Below are 24,370 nucleotides of genomic sequence, written 5' to 3'. Positions count from 1 at the left end.
ATCCAGCAAGGGTTGTCCACATGGTCGACTTCGTCCTCGCCGCAGTACTGGCGCTGATCTTCGGCGGTGTCGGCGTGCCCATCGGCAGGGCCGCCGGCAGGCTCGTGCCCCTCTTCCCCCGGCACGACCCCGATCCCGGCGACGACGGGCCGCCTCCGCCGCCCACCTGCCCGCACTGCGGGGCCGAGATCCCGTTCGTCAGCTGGCTGCCCGGCCTCTCGCGGGTCCCGGGGTTCTGGAAGCACGGACGCTGCCCCGCCTGCGCCCAGGAGGTCCGGCCCTCGGCGGCGGTCGCCTGGGGGGTCCCGATCGTGTTCGCCGTCGCGGGCGCCCTCGTCATCGCCCGCCCGGTCGAGCCGGACATCGGGGTGCCGGCACTGCTGTTCCTCCTCTACGTCGGCGTGGTCCTCACCGTCATCGACGCCCGCGTCCAGCGGCTGCCCAACGTCCTGGTCCTGCCGTCCTACCCCGTTGCCGTCCTGCTGGTCCTCTACGGCACCTTCGCCCCCGCCCCCGCTTACGAGCCCGCCACCGGCCCCGCCTACGCCAACCTCGTGACCGCCCTCATCGGGATGGCCGCCCTCGCCGCGTTCTACTGGCTGCTCTGGTTCATCTACCCCGCGGGCATGGGCTGGGGCGACGTCAAGCTCGCCGGGCTACTCGGCCTCTACATGGGCTGGGGCGGGCTCGGCGGGGTGGTGTCGGGCGCCTTCCTCACCTTCCTGTGCTCCGCCGCCTTCGGCCTGACCCTCATGGCGCTGGGCCGCGCCGGCCGCAAGACCCAGATCCCCCTCGGCCCGTTCATGATCGGCGCCGCGTTCGTCGTGGTCCTGTTCGGCGACCCCGCCGCCCTCCTGCCGTGAGGGCCGGCGGCGCGGCGCCCACCCGATCAGCATGAGCAGCGCGCCGCCGACCAGCACCGCGGCCGTCACCGAGCCGAGGCCGCCGGAATCGGTGCCGTAGGCGGCGCGGACCGTGGCGCCGATCCCCACGTGCAGCAGGGCCCAGAGCGTGCTGCCGAGCATCGCCCACGCGATGAAGCGCCGGTAGGGCATCCGCACCGTGCCCGCCAGCACCGGCACGATCGCGTGCACGACCGCCACGAACCGCGATCCCACGATCGCCAGCCCGCCCCGCGGCCGGGCCAGGACCTCCTCCGCGCGCAGCCACCGCTCCTCGCCGATCCAGCGCCCCATCCGGCTCAGCCGGAACCGCACCCCCGCCCACCGCCCGATCAGGTACCCCGCGGTCTCCCCGATGAGCGCCCCCGCCAGGGTCGCCCCCGCCACCCGCGCGAAGCCCTGCGGATCGGTCACCGTGGCCCCGGCCACCAGCACCACCGGGTCGCCCGGTGCGAACAGCCCGATGAACGCCGTCGTCTCCAGCGCCATGAACACCACAACGGTCGCCGCCACGAGCCACGGCGGCAGCTCCGAGAGGGAGGCGAGGAGGTCGTCGGTGAAAGAGGTCATGCCCGAGATTGTCCAGCCTGCGCGGCGCGCTCGTACACGGAAACGCTCCGGGCGCCGGAAGTCCGGGGGCGGGCCGGGGCGCTCCCGGATGTGCCGGGACCACCCGGTCCATGGGAAGATCGAGGACATGATGCGCTGGCTGACCGCAGGGGAGTCCCACGGACCGGCACTCGTCGCGATCTTGGAGGGCCTACCGGCCGGCGTCGCCGTCACCTCGGACGACATCGCCGCCGCACTGCGCCGCCGTCGCGCCGGGTACGGCCGGGGCGCCCGCATGAAATTCGAGCAGGACCGGGTCTCCCTCATCGGGGGCATCCGGCACGGCCGCACCCAGGGCGGCCCGATCGCCATCGAGGTCGGCAACACCGAATGGCCCAAGTGGGAACAGGTCATGTCGCCCGACCCCGTCCCGGCCGAGGAGCTCGACGGCGTCGCGCGCAACGAGCCCCTGACCCGCCCCCGCCCCGGCCACGCCGACCTCGTCGGCATGCAGAAGTACGGCCACGCCGAGGCCCGCCCGGTCCTGGAGCGCGCCAGCGCCCGCGAGACCGCCGCGCGCGTCGCCATCGGCGAGGTCGCGCGCGCCTTCTGCCGCCAGGCCCTGGGCGTGGAGATCCTCAGCCACGTGGTCTCCATGGGCCCCATCGAGGTCCCCGAGGGCACCCTGCCCGGCCCCGGCGACCTGGAGCGCATCGACGCCGACCCGCTGCGCTGCGCCGACCCCGAAACCAGCGCCCGCATGGTCGCCGAGGTCGACGACACCAAGAAGAGCGGCGACACCCTGGGCGGCGTGGTCGAGGTCCTCGCCTACGGGCTCCCGCCCGGCCTGGGCGGCTACACCCACTGGGACCGCCGGCTCGACTCCCGCCTCGCCGGCGCGCTCATGGGCATCCAGGCCATCAAGGGCGTCGAGGTCGGCGACGGCTTCCGCACCGCCGCCCGGCGCGGTTCGGCCGCCCACGACGAGATCGAGCCCGGTCCCGGCGGCGTCCGCCGGCGCAGCAACCGCGCGGGCGGCATCGAGGGCGGCATGACCACCGGCGAGCCGCTGCGCGTCCGGGCCGCGATGAAGCCGATCGCGACCGTCCCGCGCGCCCTCGACACCGTCGACATCGCCACCGGCGAGGCCGCGCAGGCCCACCACCAGCGCAGCGACGTCACCGCGGTCCCCGCGGCGGGGGTCGTGGCCGAGGCCATGGTCGCGCTGGTCCTGGCCGAGGCCGCCGTCGAGAAGTTCGGCGGCGACTCCCTTGAGGAGACCGGCCGCAACCTGCGCGCCTACCGCGACGCTCTCACCATTCGATGACCCCGCAACGGGCCCGCGGCAGGGCCCGGCGGGGCAGGAGGAGGAACGGATGAGCACACCGATCGCGGTGCTCATCGGCGCCCCCGGCGCCGGCAAGACCACGGTGGGCCGGGCCCTGGCGGCCCGGCTGGGTGCCGACCTGATGTGCACCGACACCGAGATCGAGGCGCGCGCCGGCAAGCCCATCGGCGACATCTTCATCGAGGACGGCGAAGCCGCCTTCCGGGCGCTGGAGCGCGAGGTCGTCGCCGAGGCGCTGGCCGGATGGCCCGGCGTCGTCGCCGTGGGCGGGGGCGCCGTGCTCGACCACGACACTCAGGCCGACCTGCGGGGCCTGCACGTCGTCTACCTTCAGGTGGAGTTCGCCGACGCCGCCAAGCGGGTCGGCTTCGACCAGGCCCGCCCGCTGCTCGCCGGCAACCCGCGCGCCCGCCTGCGCAAACTCCTCGACGAGCGGCTGCCCGTCTACGAGTCCCTGGCCGCCACCACGGTCTCCACCAGCGGGCGCGGCCCCGAGGAGGTCGTCGACGCGATCATCGCGACCCTCCCGCAGCACCAGGGCGGCGCCCGGTGACCGCCACGCGCATCGCGGTCGGGGCGGCGGGGGAGGACTACCACGTCGTCGTGGGCAGCGGGGTGCTCGCCGAGCTTCCCTCGCTCGTGGGGGACCGCGCCGAGCAGGTCGCCGTCGTCCACCCTGAGGGGCTGGGCGCGATCGTCCACCCCGTTGCCGGGGCGCTCAAGGCCGCCGGGTACACCGTGCACACCATGGCGGTGCCCGACGGCGAGGCCGCCAAGGACGCCGCCGTCGCCGCCGGGCTGTGGGCGCGGCTGGGCCAGGCCGGGTTCACCCGCAGCGACGCCATCGTGGGCGTGGGCGGCGGCGCCACCACCGACCTCGCCGGGTTCATCGCCGCCACCTGGCTGCGCGGGGTCCGCGGGGTCCTGGTGCCCACCACGCTGCTGGCCATGGTCGACGCCGCCGTGGGCGGCAAGACCGGCATCAACACCGCCGAGGGCAAGAACCTCGTCGGCGCCTTCAGCCCGCCCGCCGGCGTGCTGTGCGACCTCGCCACCCTGCCCACCCTGCCCACCGCCGACTACATCGGGGGCCTGGCCGAGATCGTCAAGGCGGGCTTCATCGCCGACCCGGTGATCCTGGACCTGATCGAGGACGACCCCGACGGCGCGACCCGGCCCGAGGGCCGGCACACCCGCGAGCTGATCGAGCGCGCCATCGCCGTGAAGGCCGAGGTCGTCTCCGCCGACCTGCGCGAGAGCCACCGCCGGGAGATCCTCAACTACGGCCACACCCTGGGCCACGCCGTCGAACGGGCCGAGAACTACACGTTCCGGCACGGGTACGCGGTGTCCATCGGCATGGTGTTCGCCGCTGAGCTCGCCCGGCTCGACGGCCGCATCGACGCCGCGACCGTCGCGCGCCACCGCTCCCTGCTCGCCTCCGTGGGCCTGCCCACCACCTACGCGGCCGAGGCGTGGCCGCAGCTCAAGGCGGCCATGCGCGTCGACAAGAAGGCGCGGGGCGCCACCCTGCGGTTCGTGGTGCTCGACCGCATCGGTGAGCCCGCCATCCTGGCCGGCCCCGGCGACGCGCTCCTGGATTCCGCCTACGCGGCTGTGAGCGGCGGAACCCCCGCACCGTGAGAAGCCACTAGACTGGCGGAGAACACCGAACAGTGCCGGCACCCATCCGCGTCCCCGCCGAGGGTCGACGCAGCCGGCGGGGGCACATCCCCCTTCGACTTCGCCTGACCCCTGGGAGAGACGACCGACGTGGCCACGACGAACGACCTCAAGAACGGCACGACCCTGAAGCTCGACGGCGGTGAACTCTGGAACGTCGTGGAGTTCCAGCACGTCAAGCCCGGCAAGGGCGGCGCGTTCGTCCGGACCAAGCTGAAGAACGTCACCTCGGGCAAGGTCGTCGACAAGACGTTCAACGCCGGCGCCAAGGTCGAGTTCGCCAACGTCGACCGCCGCGAGATGCAGTACCTCTACTTCGACGGCGACTCCTACATCTTCATGGACACCCAGGACTACGAGCAGCTGCCCGTCAGTGCCGCGGTGGTCGGCGACAACGCCAACTACCTGCTGGAGGAGGCCAAGGTCACGGTCGCGGTCAACGAGGGCAACCCGCTCTACGTCGAGCTCCCCGCCGCCGTCGAGCTCGTGATCTCCCAGACCGACCCCGGCGTGCAGGGCGACCGCTCCACCGGCGGCACCAAGCCCGCCACCCTCCAGACCGGCGCCGAGATCCAGGTCCCGCTGTTCATCACCACCGGCGAGCGCGTCAAGGTCGACACCCGCACCGGCGACTACCTCGGCCGCGTCAACGCATGATCCTGCGATACGACCGCCTCGGAAGCAAGCGAGAGACACAGTGAGCGGAGCACGGCGCAAGGCCCGCAGACGCGCGGTCGAGGTGCTCTATGAGGCCGAGCTGCGCAACACCACGGTGGCCGCCGTCATCGACCGCCGCCGGGCGCAGACCGAGCCGCCCATCAACGAGTTCACCGAGCAGCTCGCCGCCGCCGTCGACGAACGCCGCGACCGCATCGACGCGCTCCTGGGCGAGTACGCCATCGGCTGGACCCTGGAGCGCATGCCGGTCGTCGACCGCAACGTCCTGCGCATGGGCGCCTATGAGCTGCTGTGGGCCGACGACATCCCCGACGGCGTGGCGATCGCCGAGGCGGTGGCCGTCGCCAAGGAGCTGTCGACCGACGAGTCCCCGGCGTTCATCAACGGACTGCTGTCGCGGCTCATGGAGAACAAGGCCGAGCTGGCCCTGTAGCGGCCGCCGCGAGCGGCAGGAGGCCCGGCGACGACGGGCGAGGGGGAGGAACCCGCCGTGACTGACAAGGCCGGTGGCACGGGCACCGACGGCGCCCTGGTGTCGTCGGGGCCGCAGAGGGCGGCCAGCACCGCCCGCACCGCCGTGGTGTGGGAGGCGCTGCGCACCCTGCTGGCCGGCCTCGGCCACGCGTCCGACTCCCCGCTGGAGATCGTGGACGTCGGCGGCGGCACCGGGGGAGCCGCGGTGCCGCTCGCCGAGCTGGGGCACAGCGTCACCGTGGTCGACCCCAGCCCCGATTCGCTCGCCGCGCTGGAGCGCCGGGCCGCCGAGGCCGGCGTGCGGGTGCGCGCCCTCCAGGGGGAGACCCGCGACCTCGCCGACCTGCTGCCCGCCGAACACGCCCACGCGGTGCTCGTGCACAACGTCCTGGAGTACGTCGACGACCCCGCCGCCGCCCTCGCCGACGCCGTCGCGGCCACCCGCCCGGGCGGCGCCGTCAGCCTGCTGGCGGCCAACGCCGTGGCGGGGGCGCTGCACCGCGCCCTGGCCGGCCACGTCGGCGACGCCCAGCGCCTCCTCGCCGACCCCGAGGGCCGGTGGGGCGCGGGCGACCCCATGCCGCGCCGGTTCACCGCCGAGCGCCTGGTGGAGCTGGTCTTGGAGGCCGGCCTGATCGGGCCCGAGGTGCGGGGTGTGCGGGTCTTCGCCGACCTGCTGCCCGGCCGGGTCTTCGAGGGCGACCCCCAGGCCCGCAGCCGGCTGGTGGAGCTGGAGAAGACCGCGGCCGTGCACCCGGCGCTGTCGGGCATCGCCACCCAGCTGCACGTCGTGGCGCGCCGCCCTTAGGCCGTGCCCGCCCCGGTCGGCGGCTAGGCGAACCGCGAAACGTAGCGGCGCTGCCACGGGGTCTCGACCGCGTGCCGGGAGTAGTGCTCCCGCACGTAGGCCACCGCCTCGCGCGCCGGCACCCCGTCGATCACGGCGAGGCAGGCCAGCGCCGTGCCGGTCCGGCCGCGCCCGCCGGAGCACGCGACCTCCACGCGCTCGGCCGCCGAGCGCCGCCAGGCCTCCCGGAGGGCCCGGGCGGCCCCCTCGCGGTCCGCCGGCAGCCGGAAGTCGGGCCAGCGCACCCAGTGCGATTCCCAGGAGACCGGCGGCGGCTCGTGGCCCAGCAGGTAGAGCGCGAACGCGGGCAGCGGGGGGCCGGGGAGCGGATGGCGCAGCCCCCGTCCGCGCACGAGCCGGCCCGACGGCAGCCGCAGCACACCGGGCGCCGCGGGATCCCAGGAAGCGGTCATCCGCAGAGCGTAACGCCATGGGGGAGGGGTCGGCGCACGGCGGCGTGCACCCGGCGCCCGCAAGGGTCCGACATGCGGATTCGCCCTGGTCATCGGGGCACGGCAGACTGGTCGCATGAGTCGACGCCAGCTTGAGCGGGGAACCGCGCTGCGGGGGATGATCGGTGCCGGCGGCATCGAGCCGCTGGAGGCCGCGTCCGGCCGCGACACGGACTGCCACATCCTGCACATCGACATGGACGCGTTCTTCGCCAGCGTCGAACAGCTCGAACACCCCGAGGCGCGCGGCAAGCCCGTCATCGTGGGCGGGACCGGCCCCCGCGGGGTCGTCTCCTCTGCCGACTACATCGCCCGCAGCTACGGCGTGCACTCGGCGATGCCCATGGTGCGCGCCCTGCGGCTGTGCCCCGACGCCGTCGTCTTCCCGCCCGACGGCGCCGCCTACCGGCGGGTGTCCGAGGCGGTCATGGACATCTTCCGGTCCGTCACCCCCGAGGTGGAGCCGCTGTCGTCCGACGAGGCGTTCCTCGACGTGTCGGGTGCGCGGCGGCGCCTGGGCGGCCCGGTGCGCATCGCCGAGATGATCCGCGAGCGCGTCCGCACCGAGCAGCGGCTCACCTGCTCGGTCGGGGTGGCCGCGACCAAATTCATCGCCAAGCTCGCGTCCACGCAGTGCAAACCCGACGGCCTGCTGCTGGTGCCCACCGACCGGGTCGACGGCTTCCTGCGCCCGCTGCCCGTGGGCGCCCTGTGGGGGGTCGGCGACAAGACCGAGCAGGCGCTGACCCGGCTGGGCCTGCACACCGTGGGCGACGTGGCCGCGGTGGACCCCGAGACCCTGCGCCATGAGTTCGGGCAGGCCCTGGGCGCCCGCCTGGCGTCGCTGTCCCGCGGGATCGACGACCGCCGCGTCGTGCCCACGACCCCCGACAAGAGCGTCGGCGCGGAGGAGACGTTCCCGCGCGACGTCGACGACCCCGAGCTGATCCACCGCGAGCTGCTGCGGCTGTCGGAGAAGGTCGCGCGGCGCCTGCGCGCCGGCGAGCAGGCCGGCCGCACCGTGGTCGTGAAGCTGCGCCGGGCCGACTTCACCACCATCACGCGGTCGCGCACCCTGGCCGAGCCCACCGACGTGGCGCGGGAGATCAACGCCGCCGCCCGCGACCTCTACGCCGGGGCCGGGCTGGAGCGCGTGCGCCTGCGGCTGGTGGGGGTGCGGGTCGAAGGGCTGATCGCCGCCTCCGATGCGCACCGCCAGATGGCCTTCGACGAACCCGAGAGCGGGTGGCGGGAAGCCGAGCAGGTGATGGACCGCGTGGCGCGCAGGTTCGGCCCCGGGGCGCTCTTGCCCGCGGCTTTGGCCAAGCGTGACGAGGATGACGTATAGTACGGCAACCTCAGGGCGCCGTCGCGCGTTGTAACCGGTGCGGGGCAGGGCTTCGCGGGCACGGTGAGCGCGGCGGCCGCGCCCATCGGGCCTTGGCCGAGGGATGGTCCTGAACGGTCGCGGATGGTCTGGACGGAACCTATGAAACGTCGAATGAACCCGGCGGGGCCCCGGAGTGGGCGTGAACCGGTGTTTCGGTCGGACAGTGAGGGTAATGTGACCCATGTGGGTCAGCTACATGCGCATCTTTTCTTTTCAGTAGGCGCTAAGCCACCGTATTCTGGGCATATCACTGACCATCAAGTCGTTGTTCAGTACCCGTCACCCCACCACCCGGGGACTGTCATTGGGAGGCGTCGTGCCGCTCTCTGAACACGAGCAGCGCATGCTCGACCAGATCGAGCAGGCGCTGTATGCCGAGGATCCGAAGTTCGCCAACACCGTGCGTCAGACGAACCCGGCGGTCCACTACAAGCGGTGGATCATCAAGGCGTCGATCGGCTTCGTCGCTGGTGTCGCGCTGCTCATGGGCGGAGCGGTCTTCCAGCAGGTGGCGATCGGTGTCATCGGGTTCCTCGTCATGCTGGCATGCCTCCTGTGGGGCCTGTCCGCGTGGCGGCGCGTGGTGGGTGGCAGCGGAGAGGCCGCGGCCCCGGCGACGCCCGCCGAGCCCAAGCAGCGCCGCCAGCAGCGCCAGGGCCTGATGAACCGCTTCGAGGAGCGCTGGCGCCGCCGCCAGGAGGGCGACGACCGCTAGGCCGGGCTCTTTTCGACCGTTCCGCAGAGCGCCTTTCACCGGCGCCCGCTCCGGCGGTCACCACGAACACAACGCGCCCCCGGGCTCAGCCCGGGGGCGCGTTCCCATTCCGCTGAACCTCAGGCGGGCTCCGGGCTCGCCGGCCCCTCCCGGGTGGCGTGCAGGGGCAGCAGCGACCTCGGCAGCAGCACCGCGCGCAGCAGCGCCGCACGGCCCAGGGACGCGCGCAGCGCCGTGCGCACCGCGCGCACATCCTCTTCCAGCGACTCCGGCACCGCCGCGGGGTCGGGTGCGTAGCACGCGCTCTCCTGGGCCATCGCCACTCGCCACAGCGCCTCGCGGCCTTCGGCCGGCAGCGAGCGCTCGGCGGCGATCCGCGCCGCCGCCGCCCTCGGGCTCTCGGCGGGGTTCCACCCCACCCCGGCGTCGCGGGCGTCGTCGCGGACCTCCCGCCAGGCGGCGTCCGCCCGCGCCCGCGGCGTGCCCGCGCGTATCCGGGCCACCCGCCGCACCAGCATCCGGGCCAGCGCGGGCGCCGCCGCCAGCAGCGCGACCGCCGCCGCGGCCGGCAGGACCGGCCACCAGGCGGCGACGGCGTCCCAGCCGGTGCCCGCGGCGCCGTCCTCCGCGCTGTCGGCAGGGCCGGCGGCCTCGGGCGGCGCGGACGCGTCCTGGGACGGGGCGGCCTCGTCATCGGCCTCGGACCGCTCGGGGGCCTCGGGCTCCGGGGCGGCGGAGGGGGCGTCCTCGGGCTCCGGTGCGGACTGCGCGTACGGGGGGACGGTGGCGGTGCCCTGGCCCCCGTCCGACGCCGGCGTCGGCTCGAAGCGCAGCCACCCCTCGCCCGGGAAGTACAGCTCCGGCCAAGCGTGGGCGTCGGATTCCGACACCTCCCACCGGCCCTCGCCCGCGGAGGTGCCCGACGTGTAGCCGATGGCCACCCGCGCGGGGATGTCCAGCTGGCGGGCCATCAGCGTCATGGCCGCGGCGAACTGCTCGCAATAGCCGATCCGGCTGTCGAAGAGGAAGTAGGACAGCGGGTCCGACCCGGTGGGCAGCGGCGGCGGGCGCAGCGAGTACTCGAAGCGGTCGTCGCCGGTGAACCAGCTCTGGAGCGCCACCGCGCGTTCGTGCGGGGAGGCGGAGCCGGCGGTGATCGACTCCGCCAGTTCCGCCACCCGCGGGTCGACGCTCTCGGGAACCGCGAGGTAGCGGCGGTCGACGCCAGCCGCGGGTGCGGTGCGGCCCTCCAGCGCGGCGGCGTCGGGCCGGGGAAGGATGCTCTCCACCTCGTAGGCCAGCCCCGGGTCCTGCGGTGTGGTGGTGAAGACCATGAGGCTTTCGGGGTCGGCGAACCAGTCGCCGTCGATGTCGACCGCCGCCGCCGGGTAGGGCAGCGGCAGGAAGTCCACGGAGGCCTCGGGCGCCAGGGCGATCCGGGTCGTGGCGCGCTCCGCGTCCTGATCGGCGAGCCCGGCGGGGGCCGGCAGCGGGTCGCCGCCGACCATGGTGTCGCCCGACGCCTCGACCGGCGACATCGTCCAGTTCACGCCGTCGAACTCGTCGAGCACGTACATCCGCAGGTACTCGGGCCGCTCGGCGGAGGTCTCGTAGGTCAGCACCGGGCCGTCGCCGGTGGAGGCGAGGTCGCGGCGCAGGCTCACCAGGGGGTGGGTGGTCGTGACGGTCTCGCCGCCCAGCCGGGTGGCGTCGGCCAGCCCGTGCAGCGCCGAGGACGTCAGCCCCGGCAGGGCGGCCGGGAGCAGCAGCGCGGGGACGATGGCGGCGGCGGCGACCCCGGCGCCGGCGAACGCGTGCCGCAGTCCGCCCACCACCGGCGCGGCGGGTTCGTGGGCGGCGCGCGCGTAGACCCCCCACCCCGATGCGCGGATCCAGGAGTCGACCCCGAGCAGCAGTGCGTACCCGGCCGCGGCCAGGGAGAACGCCCCCCAGCCCACGCCGGCGTCGTCGACCACGAGCGGCACCACGACCAGGCCCGACAGGGGCAGGCCGACCAGAGCGGCCGCGCGCGCGGTCACGGCGCAGAAGTCGGCGATGATCGCGGCCAGGCCGATGCAGACCGCGATGACCAGGCTGACGCCGGGCTCGGAGGCCACCGGGGGCGGGGTGAGCTCGATCATGTCGCGCCCCTCGGCGAAGGTCGCGAGCAGCGCCTCCAGCGAAGCGGGCGTGGGCAGGAACCCGCCTAGCGCGGACTCGGGCGTGAACACCGCGGTCAGCGCGGCCAGGGCCGCCAGCGCCTGCGCCAGCGGGAGCAGCGCGGGGGTCAGCCGGGTCGCCCGCAGCCCCGCGCCGGCCGCCGCGACCAGCCCCACCACCAGGACGCAGGCATGCCACCAGCCGTCGCCGGTGAACAGCGGCGCCAGCAGTGGCAGCGCCAGCAGGACCGCCAGGGCGGCGGCGACGGTGAGCGCTGTCCGTGCGATCATCGGGCGGCTCCCGGCAGGATCGCCGGGGCGGTGGCGATGGTGGGCGGTGTTCTCGCGATCATCGGGTGGCTCCCGGGCGGATCGGGTGGTCGGCCAGGCGGGCCCAGGCGCCGGCGAGGTCGCGGGCCGACCCGACCTCGGCCACCAGCCAGCCGGCGGCCGACAGCGCCTCGCCGGCCGCGCGTGCGGCGTCGGGGGAGGGCCAGGCGGCCGTCCGGCACAGGATCGCGGTGCAGTCGTGCTCGCGCCCGGCCCGGGCGCGCCCGAGGGCGTCGATGTCGGCGGGGCCCACGGCCCCCAGGACCGCCACCAGCCGCCCCCGGCCGGTGACCGGGGCGGCGCCCAGCAGTTCGGCGGCGCCGTGCAGGCCGGTGCCGGCGGACGGGCGGGCCGTGGCCAGGGCGTCGAGGAACCCGTCGCCGCGCGGCGACGCGATCTCGGCCCCGTCGGTGAGCAGCCGGATCTCCTGGCCGCGCCCGCTGAGGTGCAGGGCGATCGACGCCGCCGCGCTGACCGCGGTCTCCACCGACGCATCGGCCCCGGTTCCCGCGTGGGCGCCCGCCCGCATGTCCAGCAGCACGACGCTGCGGTCGCTCCACTGGTGCTCCTCGCGGCGCACCATCAGCTCCCCGTGGCGGGCGGTGGAGCGCCAGTGCACGCGGCGCAGGTCGTCGCCGTGGCGGTAGGCGCGGGGGATGGGGTCGTCCTGCCCCCCGGCGGACATGGTGCGGGCGGTGCTGTCGCCGCCCTCGGCCGCGCCGCCGGGCAGCGGGACCTCCGAGAGCCGGACGATGGGCGGGGTGACCAGCAGCGACGTCGGCGTGCCGACCTCGCGGCCCAGGCACACGCACCCCAGCGGGTCGGTGAAGGACAGCCGCAGCGGGCCCACGGGGTAGTGGCCGCGGACCTGGGTGCGCACCCGGTAGGTGAGGTCGCGGACCCCGCGGGGGCGCAGGTAGCCGATGGTGAACCGGGGCCGTTCACCCAGCGTGTGGGGCAGCGTGTCCTCGGCGAGCAGCCCGCCCACCGGGAGCAGCGCCGCGGAGTTGGCCACCCGGATGAGGACGCGGGCGTCGGAGCCGGCCGCGACCCGCGCCGGCTGGAGCGCCCGGCTGTGGGCGATGGCGCGCGGCGCCCCGGCGACGGTCAGCAGCGAGAGCACGGGCAGCAGCAGCACCAGCACCCCCAGGCCCACCAGGTCGCGCTCCCCGATCACCAGGCCCGCGCCGATGACCGCCGGTCCCGCGCACAGGAAGCCGACGCCCCGGGCGGTGAAGGCACGCAGCGGGTTCACCTGGGTCTCCGGGTCTAGTGGGGGGCGGGGATGGGCAGCCGCGCGACGATGTCGGAGACCACGCGTTCGGGGGTGTGCCGCTCCATCTGCGCCTCGGCGCTGGGCAGCAGGCGGTGGGCCAGGACCGGCACCGCCAGGGTCTGGACGTCATCGGGCACGACGTACTCGCGCCCCTCCAGGGCGGCGTAGGCGCGCGCGGCGCGCACCAGGTGCAGCGTGGCGCGCGGCGACGCACCCAGGCGCAGCGCCCGCGACGTGCGGGTGGCGGTGACCAGGTCGACGGCGTAGCGCCGCATCCCGGGCGCGACGTGGATGGTGCGCACGTGGTCGACCATCGACCGCACGTCGGCCGCCGCGGCCACGGCCGCCAGCTCGTCGAGCGGCGAGCTCGCACTGTGGCTGTCGATCATGTCCAGCTCGGCCTGCGCGGTGGGGTAGCCCACCGAGATGCGGGCCATGAACCGGTCGCGCTGCGCCTCGGGGAGGGGGTAGGTGCCCTCCATGTCGCCCGGGTTCTGGGTGGCGACGACCATGAACGGTCGCTCCAGCGGGCGGGTCTCGCCGTCGACGCTGACCTGCATCTCCGCCATGCACTCCAGCAGCGCGGCCTGCGTCTTGGGGGAGGCGCGGTTGATCTCGTCGCCCAGGACGATGTTGGCGAACACCGGGCCCGGGTTGAACTCGAACTCGTGCCGCTCCTGGTGGTAGACGCTCACGCCCGTGATGTCGGACGGCAGCAGGTCCGGGGTGAACTGGATGCGCTGCACCGAGCAGTCCACCGCCCGGCCCAGGGCCTTGGCGAGCATGGTCTTGCCGACGCCCGGGATGTCCTCGATGAGCAGGTGGCCCTCGGCGAGCAGGACGGTCAGCGCGATGCGCACGACCTCGGGCTTGCCCTCGATGACCGTCTCCATGGCCTGCCGGATCCGGTCGGCGACGGCGATGACCCCGGCCGCGCTCCCGGGTGGGCCGTCGCCCTGGCCGTTGTACCGCGTGCCGAGTGACACGTGTCTCCCTCTCCGCGCAGTCCCTGGACCAACGAAATCGAGGCTAGAGCCAAAGTGGTCGAATGCAAACCAAAACGGCGAAAGTGTGGTCCGCCTCCGAAGGGGGCCCGCCGGGACGATCTTCCCGGCGCAGCGTGACGCTCCGGATGCGGGCGGTGACGAACGCCCGCCCGTAGGGTACCCCCCGCCCCCTCCACCTCGCACCCCCCGCGCTGACCAGCGGTTTCTCGAGTCGGAACGCGCTTCGCGGATGGTTGAAACTGTTGACGGTGGGGAGGAGTGGAGTACAGTGGGGCATCGTGGAGCGGGAGACCGCCCTGCACAGGGGCGTGGGAGGTGGGGCCGGTGTTCCTCGGCACCCATACACCCCGCCTCGACGAGAAGGGACGACTGTTCCTTCCGGCGAAGTACCGCGACGAACTGTCGGGGGGGCTGGTGATCACGAAGGGCCAGGAGCGCTGCCTCTACGTCTTTCCCATGGACGAGTTCCAGCGCATCACCGATGCCCTCCGGGCGGCTCCGGTCACCGCGAAGGCGGTCCGCGACTACAGTCGCGTCTTCTTCGCCAGCGCGTCCGACGAGGTCCCCGACAAGCAAGGGCGGCTCACGATCCCTTCGGGCCTGCGTTCCTACGCCGGCCTCGAACGGGACTGCGTCGTCATCGGGGCCAACACGCGTCTGGAGATCTGGGGCGCATCGGCCTGGGCGGCCTACGAGGCCGAGCAGGAACAGGCATTCGCGGATCTGTCGGAGGAGGTGTTGCCGGGGGTGCTGTGACTTCGCGGACCGCCGCACCGGCCTCGACACCCGGGGCGACGCGGACCGCAGAGCCACCGCCGTCAGAACCCAGTCCGGATTCCGGCCTTCAGACGCGAACCTATGCCAGCTGACGCATCTTCCCCGGCGCCAGGTGGCGGGCGGCCGCAGGGCAACCGCGGCACCACCGCTTTCGCGTCTGGAGGCCAGTCCGGCCCGGGGGCGCGCAGGGGACGCGACGACGGGCGTGAGGAAGCAAGAGGGGGAACCGTGCTCATGGGGGACATCGCCGGCGAGACCGGGGCGGTACACGTCCCGGTCATGCTCGACCGCATCGTCGAGCTCCTCGCTCCCGCCCTCGAACGGCCGGGGGCCGTCCTCGTCGACGGCACACTCGGCCTCGGCGGGCACTCCGAGGCGCTGCTGCGGGCCAACCCCGGCGCGCGCCTGGTCGGCATCGACCGCGACCCCACCGCGCTGGAGCGCAGCGGCCGCAGGCTCGCCCCCTACGCCGACCGCATCGACCTCGTCCACGCCGAGTACGACGCCGTCCCGCGCGTCCTCGACGACCTCGGCATCACCGGCGCCGACGCCGTCCTGCTCGACCTCGGCGTGTCCTCCCCCCAGCTCGACGAAGCCGAACGCGGCTTCGCCTACTCCTACGACGCCCCGCTGGACATGCGGATGGACCGCACCCAGGACCGCACCGCGGGCGACGTCGTCAACACCGCCTCCGTCGCGGCGCTCACCCGCATCCTGCGCGAGTACGGCGAGGAGCGCTTCGCCGCCCGCGTCGCCCAGGCCATCGCCCGCGAGCGCGCCACCGCGCCCATCGAGTCCACCCGCCGCCTCGCCGACATCGTGCGCGACGCCATCCCCGCGGCCACCCGCCGCACCGGCGGCCACCCCGCCAAGCGCACCTTCCAGGCGCTGCGCATCGAGGTCAACGCCGAGCTCAGCATCCTCGAGGCCACCCTTCCCGCGGCCATCTCCCGGCTCAACGTGGGCGGGCGCATCGCCGTGCTGTCCTACCACTCCCTGGAGGACCGCATGACCAAGCGGGCGCTGGCCGCGCTCGCCACCGACACCACCCCTCCGGACCTGCCCGTCCCCCTCCCCGACCGGCAGCCCGAACTCCGCCTGCTGACCCGGGGCGCCGAACTCCCCGGCGACGAGGAGAACGAACGCAACCCGCGCGCCGCCTCGGCCCGGCTGCGCGCCGCCGAACGGGTGCGCCGCCCATGAACGGCGGCCCCGCCGGAACATTCGGGAGACCACGATGAGCACGGCAACCGAGACCACACCGGGCGCCACCCGGACCCGCTCCACCACGGCCGCCCCCGGGCGCGGCCGCACCGCCGCGCGCCCGCGCCCGGCGGCTCCGGCCACCACGGCCGCCAAGCGGCCCGCGCCGGCGCCCCGCGCCGCCGCGCCTGCGCCCGCGCCCCGCATGCCGTTCGTGCTGCTGGTCCTCGGCCTGCTCGGCGGGGCGCTCATCAGCCTGCTCGCGCTGCGCACGGTGCTGATCGAGGACGCGTTCGCCATCAGCACGCTCCAGGAGCAGAACGCCGACCTCGCCATCCAGGAAGAGGGGCTGCGCGAGGACGTGCTGGCCCAGGAGGCCCCCTCCAACATCGCCGACGAGGCCGAGGGGCTCGGGATGGAGCCCGGCGGGCCCCCGGTCGTCCTCGACCTGCCCGCGGGCGAGATCCGGGGCGACGACACCCCGGCGCCCGCTGAGCCCTAGCCCAGCGGGCGACCCCAGACGACCACGGAACAGGAAGTGGAGCGCCGGATGCACGCGCCCCGACGGAGGAGACCCACCACGGGGGGCGGCCGATGACCTCCCCGCGCGAGGGCCGGTCCCGCGACCCCCGCCGCCCCGGCCCCTCCTCCGCGCGCTCGTCCCGGGGGCCCGCACCGCGCGGCGACCGCCGGCAGCGCCCCCGCGGCACATCCGGCGGGCCGCCCCGGCCCGCCCGCGAGGACCCCGCCCGGACGCCGCCCGACGGGCGCCCCCGCGCCGCACCCCGCACCGGCACCCGGGGCGGCGGCGGGGGCCCGCTCGCCCCGTTGCGCCGCCCCTTCCGCCGCGGCAACCCCCGGCGGCGCATCCACGCGGCCGGCGCCCTCATGACCGCGGTCCTGCTGCTGTTCGCCGGCCGGCTGGTGCAGATCCAGGCGGTCGACGCCGCCGGGTACGCTTCGGCAGCCGCCGACCTGCGGCTGAGCACCATTGACATCCCCACGACCCGGGGGGAGATCACCGACGTCCACGGCAACGCGCTGGCCATGAGCGTCGAGGTCCGCACCGTCTTCGTCGACCCCGTCGACATCCCCGAGCACGAGCAGGACCAGGTCGCCGACGAGCTCTCGGCCCGCTTCGGCCTCGACCGCGACGAGGTCATGGCCAAGGTCACCGCCGAGCCCAGCCGCTACCAGGTCGTCGCCGAGGACATCAGCCCCGAGGAGTGGAGCGACCTGGAGGCGGTCGGGCTCCAGGGCGTGGGCGCCCTCACCGACTACAAGCGCGTCTACCCCGAGGACACCGGTGCCGCCGACCTCATCGGCTTCACCGGCGCCGAGGGCGAGGGCCTCGAGGGCCTCGAGGGCGTCATGGAGGACACCCTCGCCGGCGAGCCCGGCAAGCAGCAGGTGGAGATCGGCGCCTCGGGCACCCAGATCCCCATGGCAGGAGGGCTGGCCCAGGAGCCCGTCGCCGGGCGCGACGTCCGCCTCACCCTCGACCAGGACGTGCAGTGGCACGCCCAGCAGGCCCTGGCCGAGCGCGCCGAGGAGCTCGACGCCGACGGGGGCAGCGTCATCGTCATGCGCCCCACCGGCGAGATCGTCGCCATGGCCGACTACCCCTCCTACGCGCCCACCGAGGTCGACGACTCCACCCCCGAGGACCGGGCCAACGGGGCCGTCGCCGAGGCGTTCGAGCCGGGCAGCACCAACAAGGTCATCACCGCCGCCGGCGCGCTGGAGGAAGGCCTCACCACGCCCGACACCGTCTACACCGTGCCCTACTCCATCCAGCGCTACGACCAGACCTTCAAGGACGCCCACGTGCACGACACCGAGCGCATGACGCTGAACGGCATCATGGCCCAGTCGAGCAACGTCGGCACCATCCAGGTCGGCGAGCAGCTGGGCGCCGACGGCCTCTACGACTACCTCGGCAAGTTCGGGTTCGGCCGGCCCACCGGGCTGGACCTGCCCGGCGAGAACGCCGGCATCCTCACCGACCCCGACGACTGGTGGGGCACCCAGCTCGCCTCCGTCTCCTTCGGCCAGGGGCTGTCGGTCAACGCGGTGCAGATGGCGTCGGTCTACGCCACCATCGCCAACGGGGGCGTGCGCACCGAGCCCAGCCTCGTGGCCGGGACCGTCGGCGAGGACGGCGAGTTCGACCCCTCGCCCGAGCCCCGCCAGGAGCGCGTGGTCAGCGCCGAGACCGCCGAGGAGCTCTCCCTGATGCTCGAGGCGGTCACCGGCGACGACGGCACCGCCACCGAGGCCCAGATCCCCGGCTACCGCGTGGCCGGCAAGACCGGCACCGCCAACCGGGTCAACCCCGACACCGGCACCTACCGCGGCGGCGGCTACACCGCCACCTTCGTCGGCTTCGCGCCCGCCGACGACCCGGAGCTGATCGTGCAGGTCGTCCTGCACAACCCGCAGGAGCAGTACTACGGGGGAGCGGCGGCCGGCCCGGTGTTCACCGACGTCATGTCCTTCGCCCTGAAGTCCGAGAAGATCCCGCCGACCGACACCGAGCCGCCCAACATCCGGCTGTTCGAGGACGAGTGACCGCCGCCCGCCCCGCCTGCGGGGCGGCGCGCGGTCGCGCCGCCGGATTCACGCCCAGCCCACCACAGCCGATAACCTCACGACGTGCCACCGGTTATGCGACCTGAACATCACGAACTCCGCCCGCTGCCCGAACTCGCCCGGCTCCTCGGCCCGGACGCGTTCGTCACCTTCGCCGAGCCCGGGGACGCCCCCCCGGTCCCCGGCGACCCGGCGCCGCCGGGCGGCGCGGACGGCCCTGGCACCGAGACCACCATCACGGGCGTCACCCACGACTCCCGCCGCGTGCGCCCCGGCGACCTCTACGCCGCCCTGCCCGGCACCAGCGCCCACGGGGCCGACTTCGCGGCCCAGGCCGCCGAGGCCGGCGCGGCCGCCATCCTCACCGACCCCCGGGGCTACGACCGCGCCGCGGCCACGCGCCTGCCCGTCCTCACCGTCGCCGACCCGCGCGCCCGTCTCGGCGAGGTCGCCGCCTGGGTCTACGGCGACCCCTCCCGGGACCTGCTGCTCATCGGCACAACGGGCACCAGCGGCAAGACGACCGTCAGCTACCTGGTCGAATCGGGGCTGCGCGCCGCGGGGCTGCGCACCGGGCTCGTCGGAACGGTCGAGATGCGCGTCGGCGACGAACGGGTCGCGTCCTCGCTGACCACGCCCGAGGCCACCGACCTGCACGGGCTCTTCGCCGTCATGCGCGAGCAGGGGGTCGCGGCGGCGGCCATGGAGGTCTCCAGCCACGCCCTGGCCATGGGCCGCGTCGGCGGCACCTCCTACGACGTCGCGGTGTTCACCAACCTCTCGCAGGACCACCTCGACTTCCACGCCGACCTGCGCGACTACTTCGACACCAAGGCCCGGCTGTTCACCCCCGAGTACTGCCGGATCGCCGTGGTCAACCGCGACGACCGCTTCGGCCGGGTGCTCATCGACATGGTCGCCGACCGCGGCGCGGTCCCGGTCACCACCTTCTCCTCCGAAGGCGACCCCGAGGCCGACTGGCGCGCCGTCGACGTGCGCCTGGGGTCCCACGGCAGCACCTTCCGCATCGTCGGCCCCGGCGGCATGGAGGCCGACGCCGCCGTTGCGCTGCCCGGCCCCTTCAACGTGTCCAACGCCATGGCCGCCATCGTGGGGCTGGTCGAGGCCGGGATCCCGCTGCACGAGGCGCTCGACGGCGTCGCGGCCGCCCCCGGCGTGCCCGGCCGCATGGAGCGCGTCGACGAGGGCCAGGACTTCACCGCGCTCGTCGACTACTCCCACAAACCCGGGGCGATCGAAGCCGTGCTCGGCGCCCTGCGCACGACCACCGACGGCGCCCTCAGCATCGTCGTGGGCTGCGGCGGCGACCGCGACCGCGCCAAGCGCCCGCTGATGGGCGAGGCCGCGGCCCGGCTCGCCGACTCGCTGATCATCACCGACGACAACCCCCGCACCGAGGACCCCGTCCAGATCGTCACCGCCATGCTCGACGGCGTCGCCAAGGTGCCCATCGACCAGCGGGCCCGCATCTGCGTCGAACCCGACCGGGCCACCGCGATCGACCTCGCGGTCCGCCGCGCCCAGCCCGGAGACGTCCTGGTCATCGCGGGCAAGGGCCACGAACGCGGCCAGTACGTCGCCGGGCGCGTCCTGCCCTTCGACGACCGCGAAGTCCTGCGCGAGGCCCTGCACCGCCGCGTGAAGGCCTGAGCGCCCCCGATGCGCGCCACCCGGGCGGGCCCGGAAACGGTGATCACGAAGTGGTCCGGATTGCGGCCTGTGCGCAACCCGGGTAACCAAACATGTTCTAAGGTAGGTCCGGCAATCGCCGCCCGGCCCCGTGGCGTGAAGACGCCGCCTCGCGGTTGACGAGTACAGCGCTGACCCCGTTTTCGCGCCGTTCATCTCCCCCGAGGCGCCCTGAGCGCGGAGGACCGGGCCCGACATGAGGAGTGGATTTGATCGCGCTGACGCTCGATCGGATCGCTGAGATCACCCAATCCCGAATAGGCCCCTCGGCGCGCCCCGAGTCCATCGTGACCGGCCCCGTCGTGATCGACTCGCGGCAGGTACGCCCGGGCGCCCTGTTCGTGGCCCTGGGTGGCGAGCGGGTCGACGGCCACGACTTCGCCGACGCCGCAATCGCGGGCGGCGCAACGGCCGTCCTGGGATCCCGGCCGGTCGCGGCGCCCCAGCTGCTGGTCGACGGCGGCGACGACGACGTCGTCGCCGCGCTGGCCCGGCTGGCCCGCAACGTCGCCGGCCGCCTGACCGACGCCGACATCGTCGGCGTCACCGGGTCCTCCGGCAAGACCTCGACCAAGGACCTGCTCGCGCAGGTGCTGGGCCGCCTCGGCCCCACGATCGCGCCCGTCGGCTCGTTCAACAACGAGATCGGCCACCCGCTGACCGTGCTGCGCGCCGACGAGGACACGCGCTTCGTCGTCCTGGAGGTCGCGGCGCGCGGGATCGGGCACATCGCCCACCTGTGCGAGATCGCCCCGCCGCGCATCGGCGTAGTGCTCAACGTCGGCAGCGCCCACATGGGCGAGTTCGGCAGCCGCGCCAACATCGCGCAGGCCAAGGGCGAACTCGTCGAGGCGCTGCCCGCTGCGGCCGACGGCGGGGTCGCGGTGCTCAACGCCGACGACGCCGCCGTCCTGGGCATGGCCGGCCGCACCCGCGCCCGCGTCGTCACCTACGGCCTGTCCGAGGACGCCGACGTCCGCGCCCGCGACGTCGCCTCCGACCCCGCCGGCCGCGCGCGCTTCACCCTGGAGATCGGCGGCCGCAGCGTCCCCGTCCAGCTCGCGCTGGTCGGCGTGCACCAGGTGCACAACGCGCTCGCCGTGGCCGCGGTCGCCGCCGAGTACGGCATGGACGCCGACGCCATCGCCGCCGCACTGGGCGCGGCCGGGCCGGTCAGCCGCTGGCGCATGGAGGTCACCGAGATCGACGGCGGCGTCACCATCGTCAACGACGCCTACAACGCCAACCCCGAGTCGATGGCCGCCGCCCTGCGCACGCTGGCGGTGCTCGCCGAGCAGCGGCGCGCGATCGCGGTCCTGGGGCACATGGCCGAGCTGGGCGACGGCGGCCGCGACGAGCACGAGGCCATCGGCCGCCTCGCGGCCGAGACCGGCGTCGCCGCGCTGGTCACCGTCGGAGAGCACGCCGCGCCCATCGCCGACGGCGCCCGCGGGGTGGCCGGCTGGCAGGGGGAGATCGTGCGGGTCTCCGACGCCGCCGAGGCCGCCGCAGCAGTGCGCGAACGGCTGCGGTCCAAAGACGTCGTCATCGTGAAGGGATCACGCGTGGCCGGGCTGGAACACGTCGCCGAGCGGCTCGTCTCCGGGGAGGACGCCAAGTGACCGGCATCCTCGCCGCGGCGGGCCTGTCGCTCATCGTCTCGCTGCTGACCATGCCGCTGGTCATCCGGATCCTCTACCGGTTCAAGTTCGGCCAGGAGGTCCGCGACGACGGCCCCGAGGGCCACAAGACCAAGCAGGGCACGCCCACCATGGGCGGCATCATCATCATCCTCGGTGCGATCATCGGCTACTTCGGCTCGCACCTGATCCTGATGACCCAGCCCACCGTGTCGGGCCTGCTGGTGATGTTCCTGTTCGTCGGCATGGGCTGCGTCGGGTTCCTCGACGACTTCATCAAGATCTACAAGCGCCGCAGCCTGGGCCTGCGCAGCGGCGCCAAGATGCTCGGCCAGACCATCGTCGGCGTCGGCTTCGCCGTGGGCGTCACCCAGTTCCCCAACGGCTACGGCTACACCCCGGCCTCGCCCCAGCTGTCGTTCCTGCGCGACTTCGGGCCGCCGCTGATGCTCGGCGTGTTCGTCATCTGGGCGCTGTTCCTCATCGTCGGGTTCTCCAACGCCGTGAACCTCACCGACGGACTCGACGGCCTGGCCACCGGCGCCACCATCCTCTCCCTGGTCGCCTACGTCATCATCGGCAACTGGCAGCTGCGGCAGAGCTGCGTGGCCTACCTGTCGCCGAGCTGCTACCCGGTCCGCGACCCCCTCGACCTCGCGGTCGTCGCCGCAGCGGCCCTGGGCGGCTGCATCGGGTTCCTCTGGTACAACGCCCCGCCCGCCAAGATCTTCATGGGCGACACCGGCTCCCTGGCCCTGGGCGGCCTCATCGTCGGCCTGGCGATCACGACCCGCACCCAGCTGCTGCTGCTGGTCATCGGCGGCCTGTTCGTGCTCATCACCATGTCGGTCATGATCCAGATCGGGTCGTTCCGGCTCACGGGCAAACGCGTGTTCCGCATGGCCCCCCTGCAACACCACTTCGAACTCAAGGGCTGGGCCGAGACCACCATCGTCATCCGGTTCTGGATCATCCAGGGCCTGCTGGTGGGCATCGGCATCGGCCTCTTCTACCTGGAATGGATGCCGAGGTAGCGGTGAGCGACACCGACCCCGCCCGCGACTTCGCCGCCGGGCTGAAGGACCTCGCCGTGTGCGTGGCGGGCCTGGGCGTCTCCGGCCCGCCGGTCGCCCGCGCCCTCCTGCACCGGGGCGCGCGGGTCACCGTCGTCGACGGCCGCGACGACGACACCGCCCGGCGGGTGGCCGATTCCCTGCGCGCCGAGGGCGCCGAGGTCGTCCTCGGCGCCCACGACCTCCCGCCCGGCACCGGGCTGGTCGTGACCTCCCCGGGCTGGCGGCCCGACGCGCCCGTCCTGGTCGCGGCGGCCCGCGCCGGGATCGAGGTCATCGGCGACGTCGAACTCGCCTGGCGCCTGGCCCCGGCCGGCCAGACCTGGCTGGCCATCACCGGCACCAACGGCAAGACGACAACGGTGCGGATGCTCGAGGCGATGCTGCGAGCCGACGGCCGCGACGCAGTGGCGGTCGGCAACGTCGGCACCCCCATCATCGAGGCGGCGCTGCCCGGCCCCGACGGCCACCACCCCGACGTGCTCGCCGTCGAGCTGTCCAGCTTCCAGCTGCACTGGTCCTCGTCGCTGCGCCCGCACGCCGCCGTGGTGCTCAACGTCGCCCCCGACCACCTCGACTGGCACGGCGGCACCGAGCCCTACGCCGCGGCCAAGGGGCGCGTCTTCGGCACCGGCACCGTGCGCGTGGCCAACGCCGCCGACCCCTGGTCGGAGCGCCTGGCCACCGAGCACGGCGACCCCGCCACCCCGCTGGTCCGGTTCTCCCTTGGCACCCCCCGCCCCGGCGAACTGGGGGTCGTGGAGGACCTGCTCGTGGACCGGGCGTTCACGGCCGACCCCGCCTCCACCGCCGAGGAGCTGGCCGCGCTGGGCGACGTCCGCCCGCCCGCGCCGCACAACGTCGCCAACGCGCTGGCGGCCGCCGCGCTCGCCCGGTCGGTGGGCGTCGCACCGGAGTCCGTGCGCGCGGGGCTGCGGGCGTTCGCCCCCGAGCCGCACCGCATCGCCCGCGTCGCCACCGTGTCCGGTGTCGACTACGTCGACGACTCCAAGGCCACCAACCCCCACGCCGCAGCCGCGTCCCTGGCCGCCTACCCCGCCATCGTGTGGATCGCGGGCGGCCTGCTCAAGGGGGCCGAGGTCGACGACCTCGTGCGCGAGGCGGCGCCCCGGCTGCGCGGCGCGGTCCTGCTGGGCCGCGACCGCGACCGGCTGCGCGCCGCCCTCGCGGCCCACGCCCCGGACGTGCCCGTCACCGACATCGCCGAGACCGGCGGCACCGCCATGGCCGAGGCGGTCGCCGCTGCGGCCGGGCTCGCCCGGCCGGGCGACACCGTCCTGCTGGCCCCCGCGGCGGCGTCGATGGACATGTTCGAGAACTACACCGCCCGCGGCCGGCGCTTCGCGGAGGCCGTCGAGAAGCTCTGACCCTGGTTTCCACCCGTCGCCCACCGCCGGGGACCCCCGGCGGGGGCCGGATCCGGCCCCCGCTATTGGATCCGGTGCCAGAAAGAACCACAACACGCGCAATATGTCCGAGGCTCAGCGCACGATTGCCGCCAGACTTGTTCGACGCTGGGGTAAGCGGGGCGTGTGCGGAGGCGG

The 24,370-nt window shown here is 74.4% G+C and carries 21 protein-coding genes and 1 pseudogene; 17 read left to right on the top strand and 5 right to left on the bottom strand.

Features of this window, described 5'->3' with window-relative positions:
* Positions 1-20 precede the first annotated feature (20 nt).
* Positions 21-863, top strand: a complete 843-nt coding sequence (locus tag ACFOVU_RS22245; protein ID WP_378536680.1) for a prepilin peptidase — start codon at positions 21-23, stop codon at positions 861-863.
* A gap of 126 nt (positions 864-989) precedes the next feature.
* On the opposite strand, the pseudogene ACFOVU_RS22240 reads toward ACFOVU_RS22245, so the two are convergent.
* A pseudogene (locus ACFOVU_RS22240) lies at positions 990-1,391 on the bottom strand (DedA family protein); the annotation flags it as partial.
* A gap of 208 nt (positions 1,392-1,599) precedes the next feature.
* On the opposite strand from ACFOVU_RS22240, the gene aroC reads away from it, so the two are divergent.
* From aroC to ACFOVU_RS22210, 6 genes are all read left to right on the top strand, one after another.
* Positions 1,600-2,778: a chorismate synthase gene (gene aroC, locus ACFOVU_RS22235; RefSeq protein ID WP_378536679.1), complete on the top strand. Its 1,179-nt coding sequence runs from the start codon at positions 1,600-1,602 to the stop codon at positions 2,776-2,778.
* A gap of 49 nt (positions 2,779-2,827) precedes the next feature.
* Positions 2,828-3,352, top strand: coding sequence for a shikimate kinase (locus ACFOVU_RS22230; protein WP_378536678.1), 525 nt, complete (start codon positions 2,828-2,830; stop codon positions 3,350-3,352).
* Positions 3,349-4,443, top strand: coding sequence for a 3-dehydroquinate synthase (gene aroB / locus ACFOVU_RS22225; RefSeq protein ID WP_378536676.1), 1,095 nt, complete (start codon positions 3,349-3,351; stop codon positions 4,441-4,443). Before ACFOVU_RS22230 ends, aroB begins: the two co-directional genes overlap by 4 nt.
* Positions 4,444-4,572: 129 nt before the next feature.
* A complete protein-coding gene (gene efp, locus ACFOVU_RS22220) occupies positions 4,573-5,139 on the top strand; it encodes an elongation factor P (RefSeq protein ID WP_378536675.1) in 567 nt (188 codons plus the stop codon).
* 40 nt (positions 5,140-5,179) lie between these two features.
* On the top strand, positions 5,180-5,593 hold the full coding sequence (gene nusB / locus ACFOVU_RS22215; protein WP_378536673.1) for a transcription antitermination factor NusB: 414 nt from the start codon (positions 5,180-5,182) through the stop codon (positions 5,591-5,593).
* Between the two features lie 57 nt (positions 5,594-5,650).
* Positions 5,651-6,442 (top strand): methyltransferase, encoded by a 792-nt coding sequence (locus tag ACFOVU_RS22210; RefSeq protein ID WP_378536671.1) that lies wholly within the window; start codon positions 5,651-5,653, stop codon positions 6,440-6,442.
* A gap of 23 nt (positions 6,443-6,465) precedes the next feature.
* On the opposite strand, the gene ACFOVU_RS22205 is transcribed toward ACFOVU_RS22210, so the two are convergent.
* Positions 6,466-6,894, bottom strand: coding sequence for a protein-tyrosine phosphatase family protein (locus ACFOVU_RS22205; protein WP_378536670.1), 429 nt, complete (start codon positions 6,892-6,894; stop codon positions 6,466-6,468).
* Positions 6,895-7,009: 115 nt separating this feature from the next.
* Here ACFOVU_RS22205 and ACFOVU_RS22200 point away from each other — a divergent pair, with 115 nt between their 5' ends.
* A complete protein-coding gene (locus ACFOVU_RS22200) occupies positions 7,010-8,281 on the top strand; it encodes a DNA polymerase IV (RefSeq protein ID WP_378536668.1) in 1,272 nt (423 codons plus the stop codon).
* Between the two features lie 358 nt (positions 8,282-8,639).
* Positions 8,640-9,038, top strand: a complete 399-nt coding sequence (locus tag ACFOVU_RS22195; protein ID WP_378536667.1) for a DUF3040 domain-containing protein — start codon at positions 8,640-8,642, stop codon at positions 9,036-9,038.
* A 119-nt stretch (positions 9,039-9,157) separates the two neighbouring features.
* On the opposite strand, the gene ACFOVU_RS22190 is transcribed toward ACFOVU_RS22195, so the two are convergent.
* From ACFOVU_RS22190 to ACFOVU_RS22180, 3 genes are read right to left on the bottom strand one after another with little or no spacing between them, the layout of a single operon-like run.
* Positions 9,158-11,488: a transglutaminaseTgpA domain-containing protein gene (locus ACFOVU_RS22190; RefSeq protein WP_378536665.1), complete on the bottom strand. Its 2,331-nt coding sequence runs from the start codon at positions 11,486-11,488 to the stop codon at positions 9,158-9,160.
* A gap of 58 nt (positions 11,489-11,546) precedes the next feature.
* Positions 11,547-12,782: a DUF58 domain-containing protein gene (locus ACFOVU_RS22185; protein WP_378536663.1), complete on the bottom strand. Its 1,236-nt coding sequence runs from the start codon at positions 12,780-12,782 to the stop codon at positions 11,547-11,549.
* Between the two features lie 14 nt (positions 12,783-12,796).
* Complete coding sequence (locus ACFOVU_RS22180) at positions 12,797-13,789, bottom strand: AAA family ATPase (RefSeq protein ID WP_378536662.1); 993 nt, start codon at positions 13,787-13,789, stop codon at positions 12,797-12,799.
* A gap of 345 nt (positions 13,790-14,134) precedes the next feature.
* Between ACFOVU_RS22180 and mraZ the strand changes: the two genes are divergently transcribed.
* From mraZ to murD, 8 genes are all read left to right on the top strand, one after another.
* Positions 14,135-14,566 carry a division/cell wall cluster transcriptional repressor MraZ gene (gene mraZ, locus ACFOVU_RS22175; protein WP_378536660.1) on the top strand — a complete coding sequence of 144 codons (432 nt, stop codon included), beginning with the start codon at positions 14,135-14,137 and terminating at the stop codon, positions 14,564-14,566.
* Between the two features lie 255 nt (positions 14,567-14,821).
* On the top strand, positions 14,822-15,790 hold the full coding sequence (gene rsmH / locus ACFOVU_RS22170; protein WP_378536658.1) for a 16S rRNA (cytosine(1402)-N(4))-methyltransferase RsmH: 969 nt from the start codon (positions 14,822-14,824) through the stop codon (positions 15,788-15,790).
* A 34-nt stretch (positions 15,791-15,824) separates the two neighbouring features.
* A complete protein-coding gene (locus tag ACFOVU_RS22165) occupies positions 15,825-16,292 on the top strand; it encodes a hypothetical protein (protein ID WP_378536656.1) in 468 nt (155 codons plus the stop codon).
* 92 nt (positions 16,293-16,384) lie between these two features.
* Positions 16,385-18,361, top strand: a complete 1,977-nt coding sequence (locus ACFOVU_RS22160; RefSeq protein ID WP_378536655.1) for a penicillin-binding transpeptidase domain-containing protein — start codon at positions 16,385-16,387, stop codon at positions 18,359-18,361.
* Between the two features lie 96 nt (positions 18,362-18,457).
* Entirely contained in the window at positions 18,458-20,053 is a 1,596-nt protein-coding gene (locus tag ACFOVU_RS22155; protein ID WP_378536653.1) for a UDP-N-acetylmuramoyl-L-alanyl-D-glutamate--2,6-diaminopimelate ligase, read from the top strand.
* Between the two features lie 248 nt (positions 20,054-20,301).
* Complete coding sequence (locus tag ACFOVU_RS22150; RefSeq protein WP_378536651.1) at positions 20,302-21,714, top strand: UDP-N-acetylmuramoyl-tripeptide--D-alanyl-D-alanine ligase; 1,413 nt, start codon at positions 20,302-20,304, stop codon at positions 21,712-21,714.
* Positions 21,711-22,766, top strand: coding sequence for a phospho-N-acetylmuramoyl-pentapeptide-transferase (gene mraY / locus ACFOVU_RS22145; RefSeq protein WP_378536649.1), 1,056 nt, complete (start codon positions 21,711-21,713; stop codon positions 22,764-22,766). The genes ACFOVU_RS22150 and mraY overlap by 4 nt, the downstream gene beginning before the upstream one ends.
* Positions 22,751-24,193, top strand: a complete 1,443-nt coding sequence (murD, locus tag ACFOVU_RS22140) for a UDP-N-acetylmuramoyl-L-alanine--D-glutamate ligase (RefSeq protein WP_378536647.1) — start codon at positions 22,751-22,753, stop codon at positions 24,191-24,193. Before mraY ends, murD begins: the two co-directional genes overlap by 16 nt.
* The last annotated feature ends 177 nt before the right edge of the window (positions 24,194-24,370 follow it).

This window comes from Nocardiopsis sediminis, from assembly GCF_042650565.1.
GTDB classification, from domain to species: Bacteria; Actinomycetota; Actinomycetes; order Streptosporangiales; family Streptosporangiaceae; genus Nocardiopsis_B; species Nocardiopsis_B sediminis.
The sequence above is the reverse complement of the archived record's forward strand: the minus strand, read 5'-3'. Positions and strand labels throughout refer to the sequence as shown.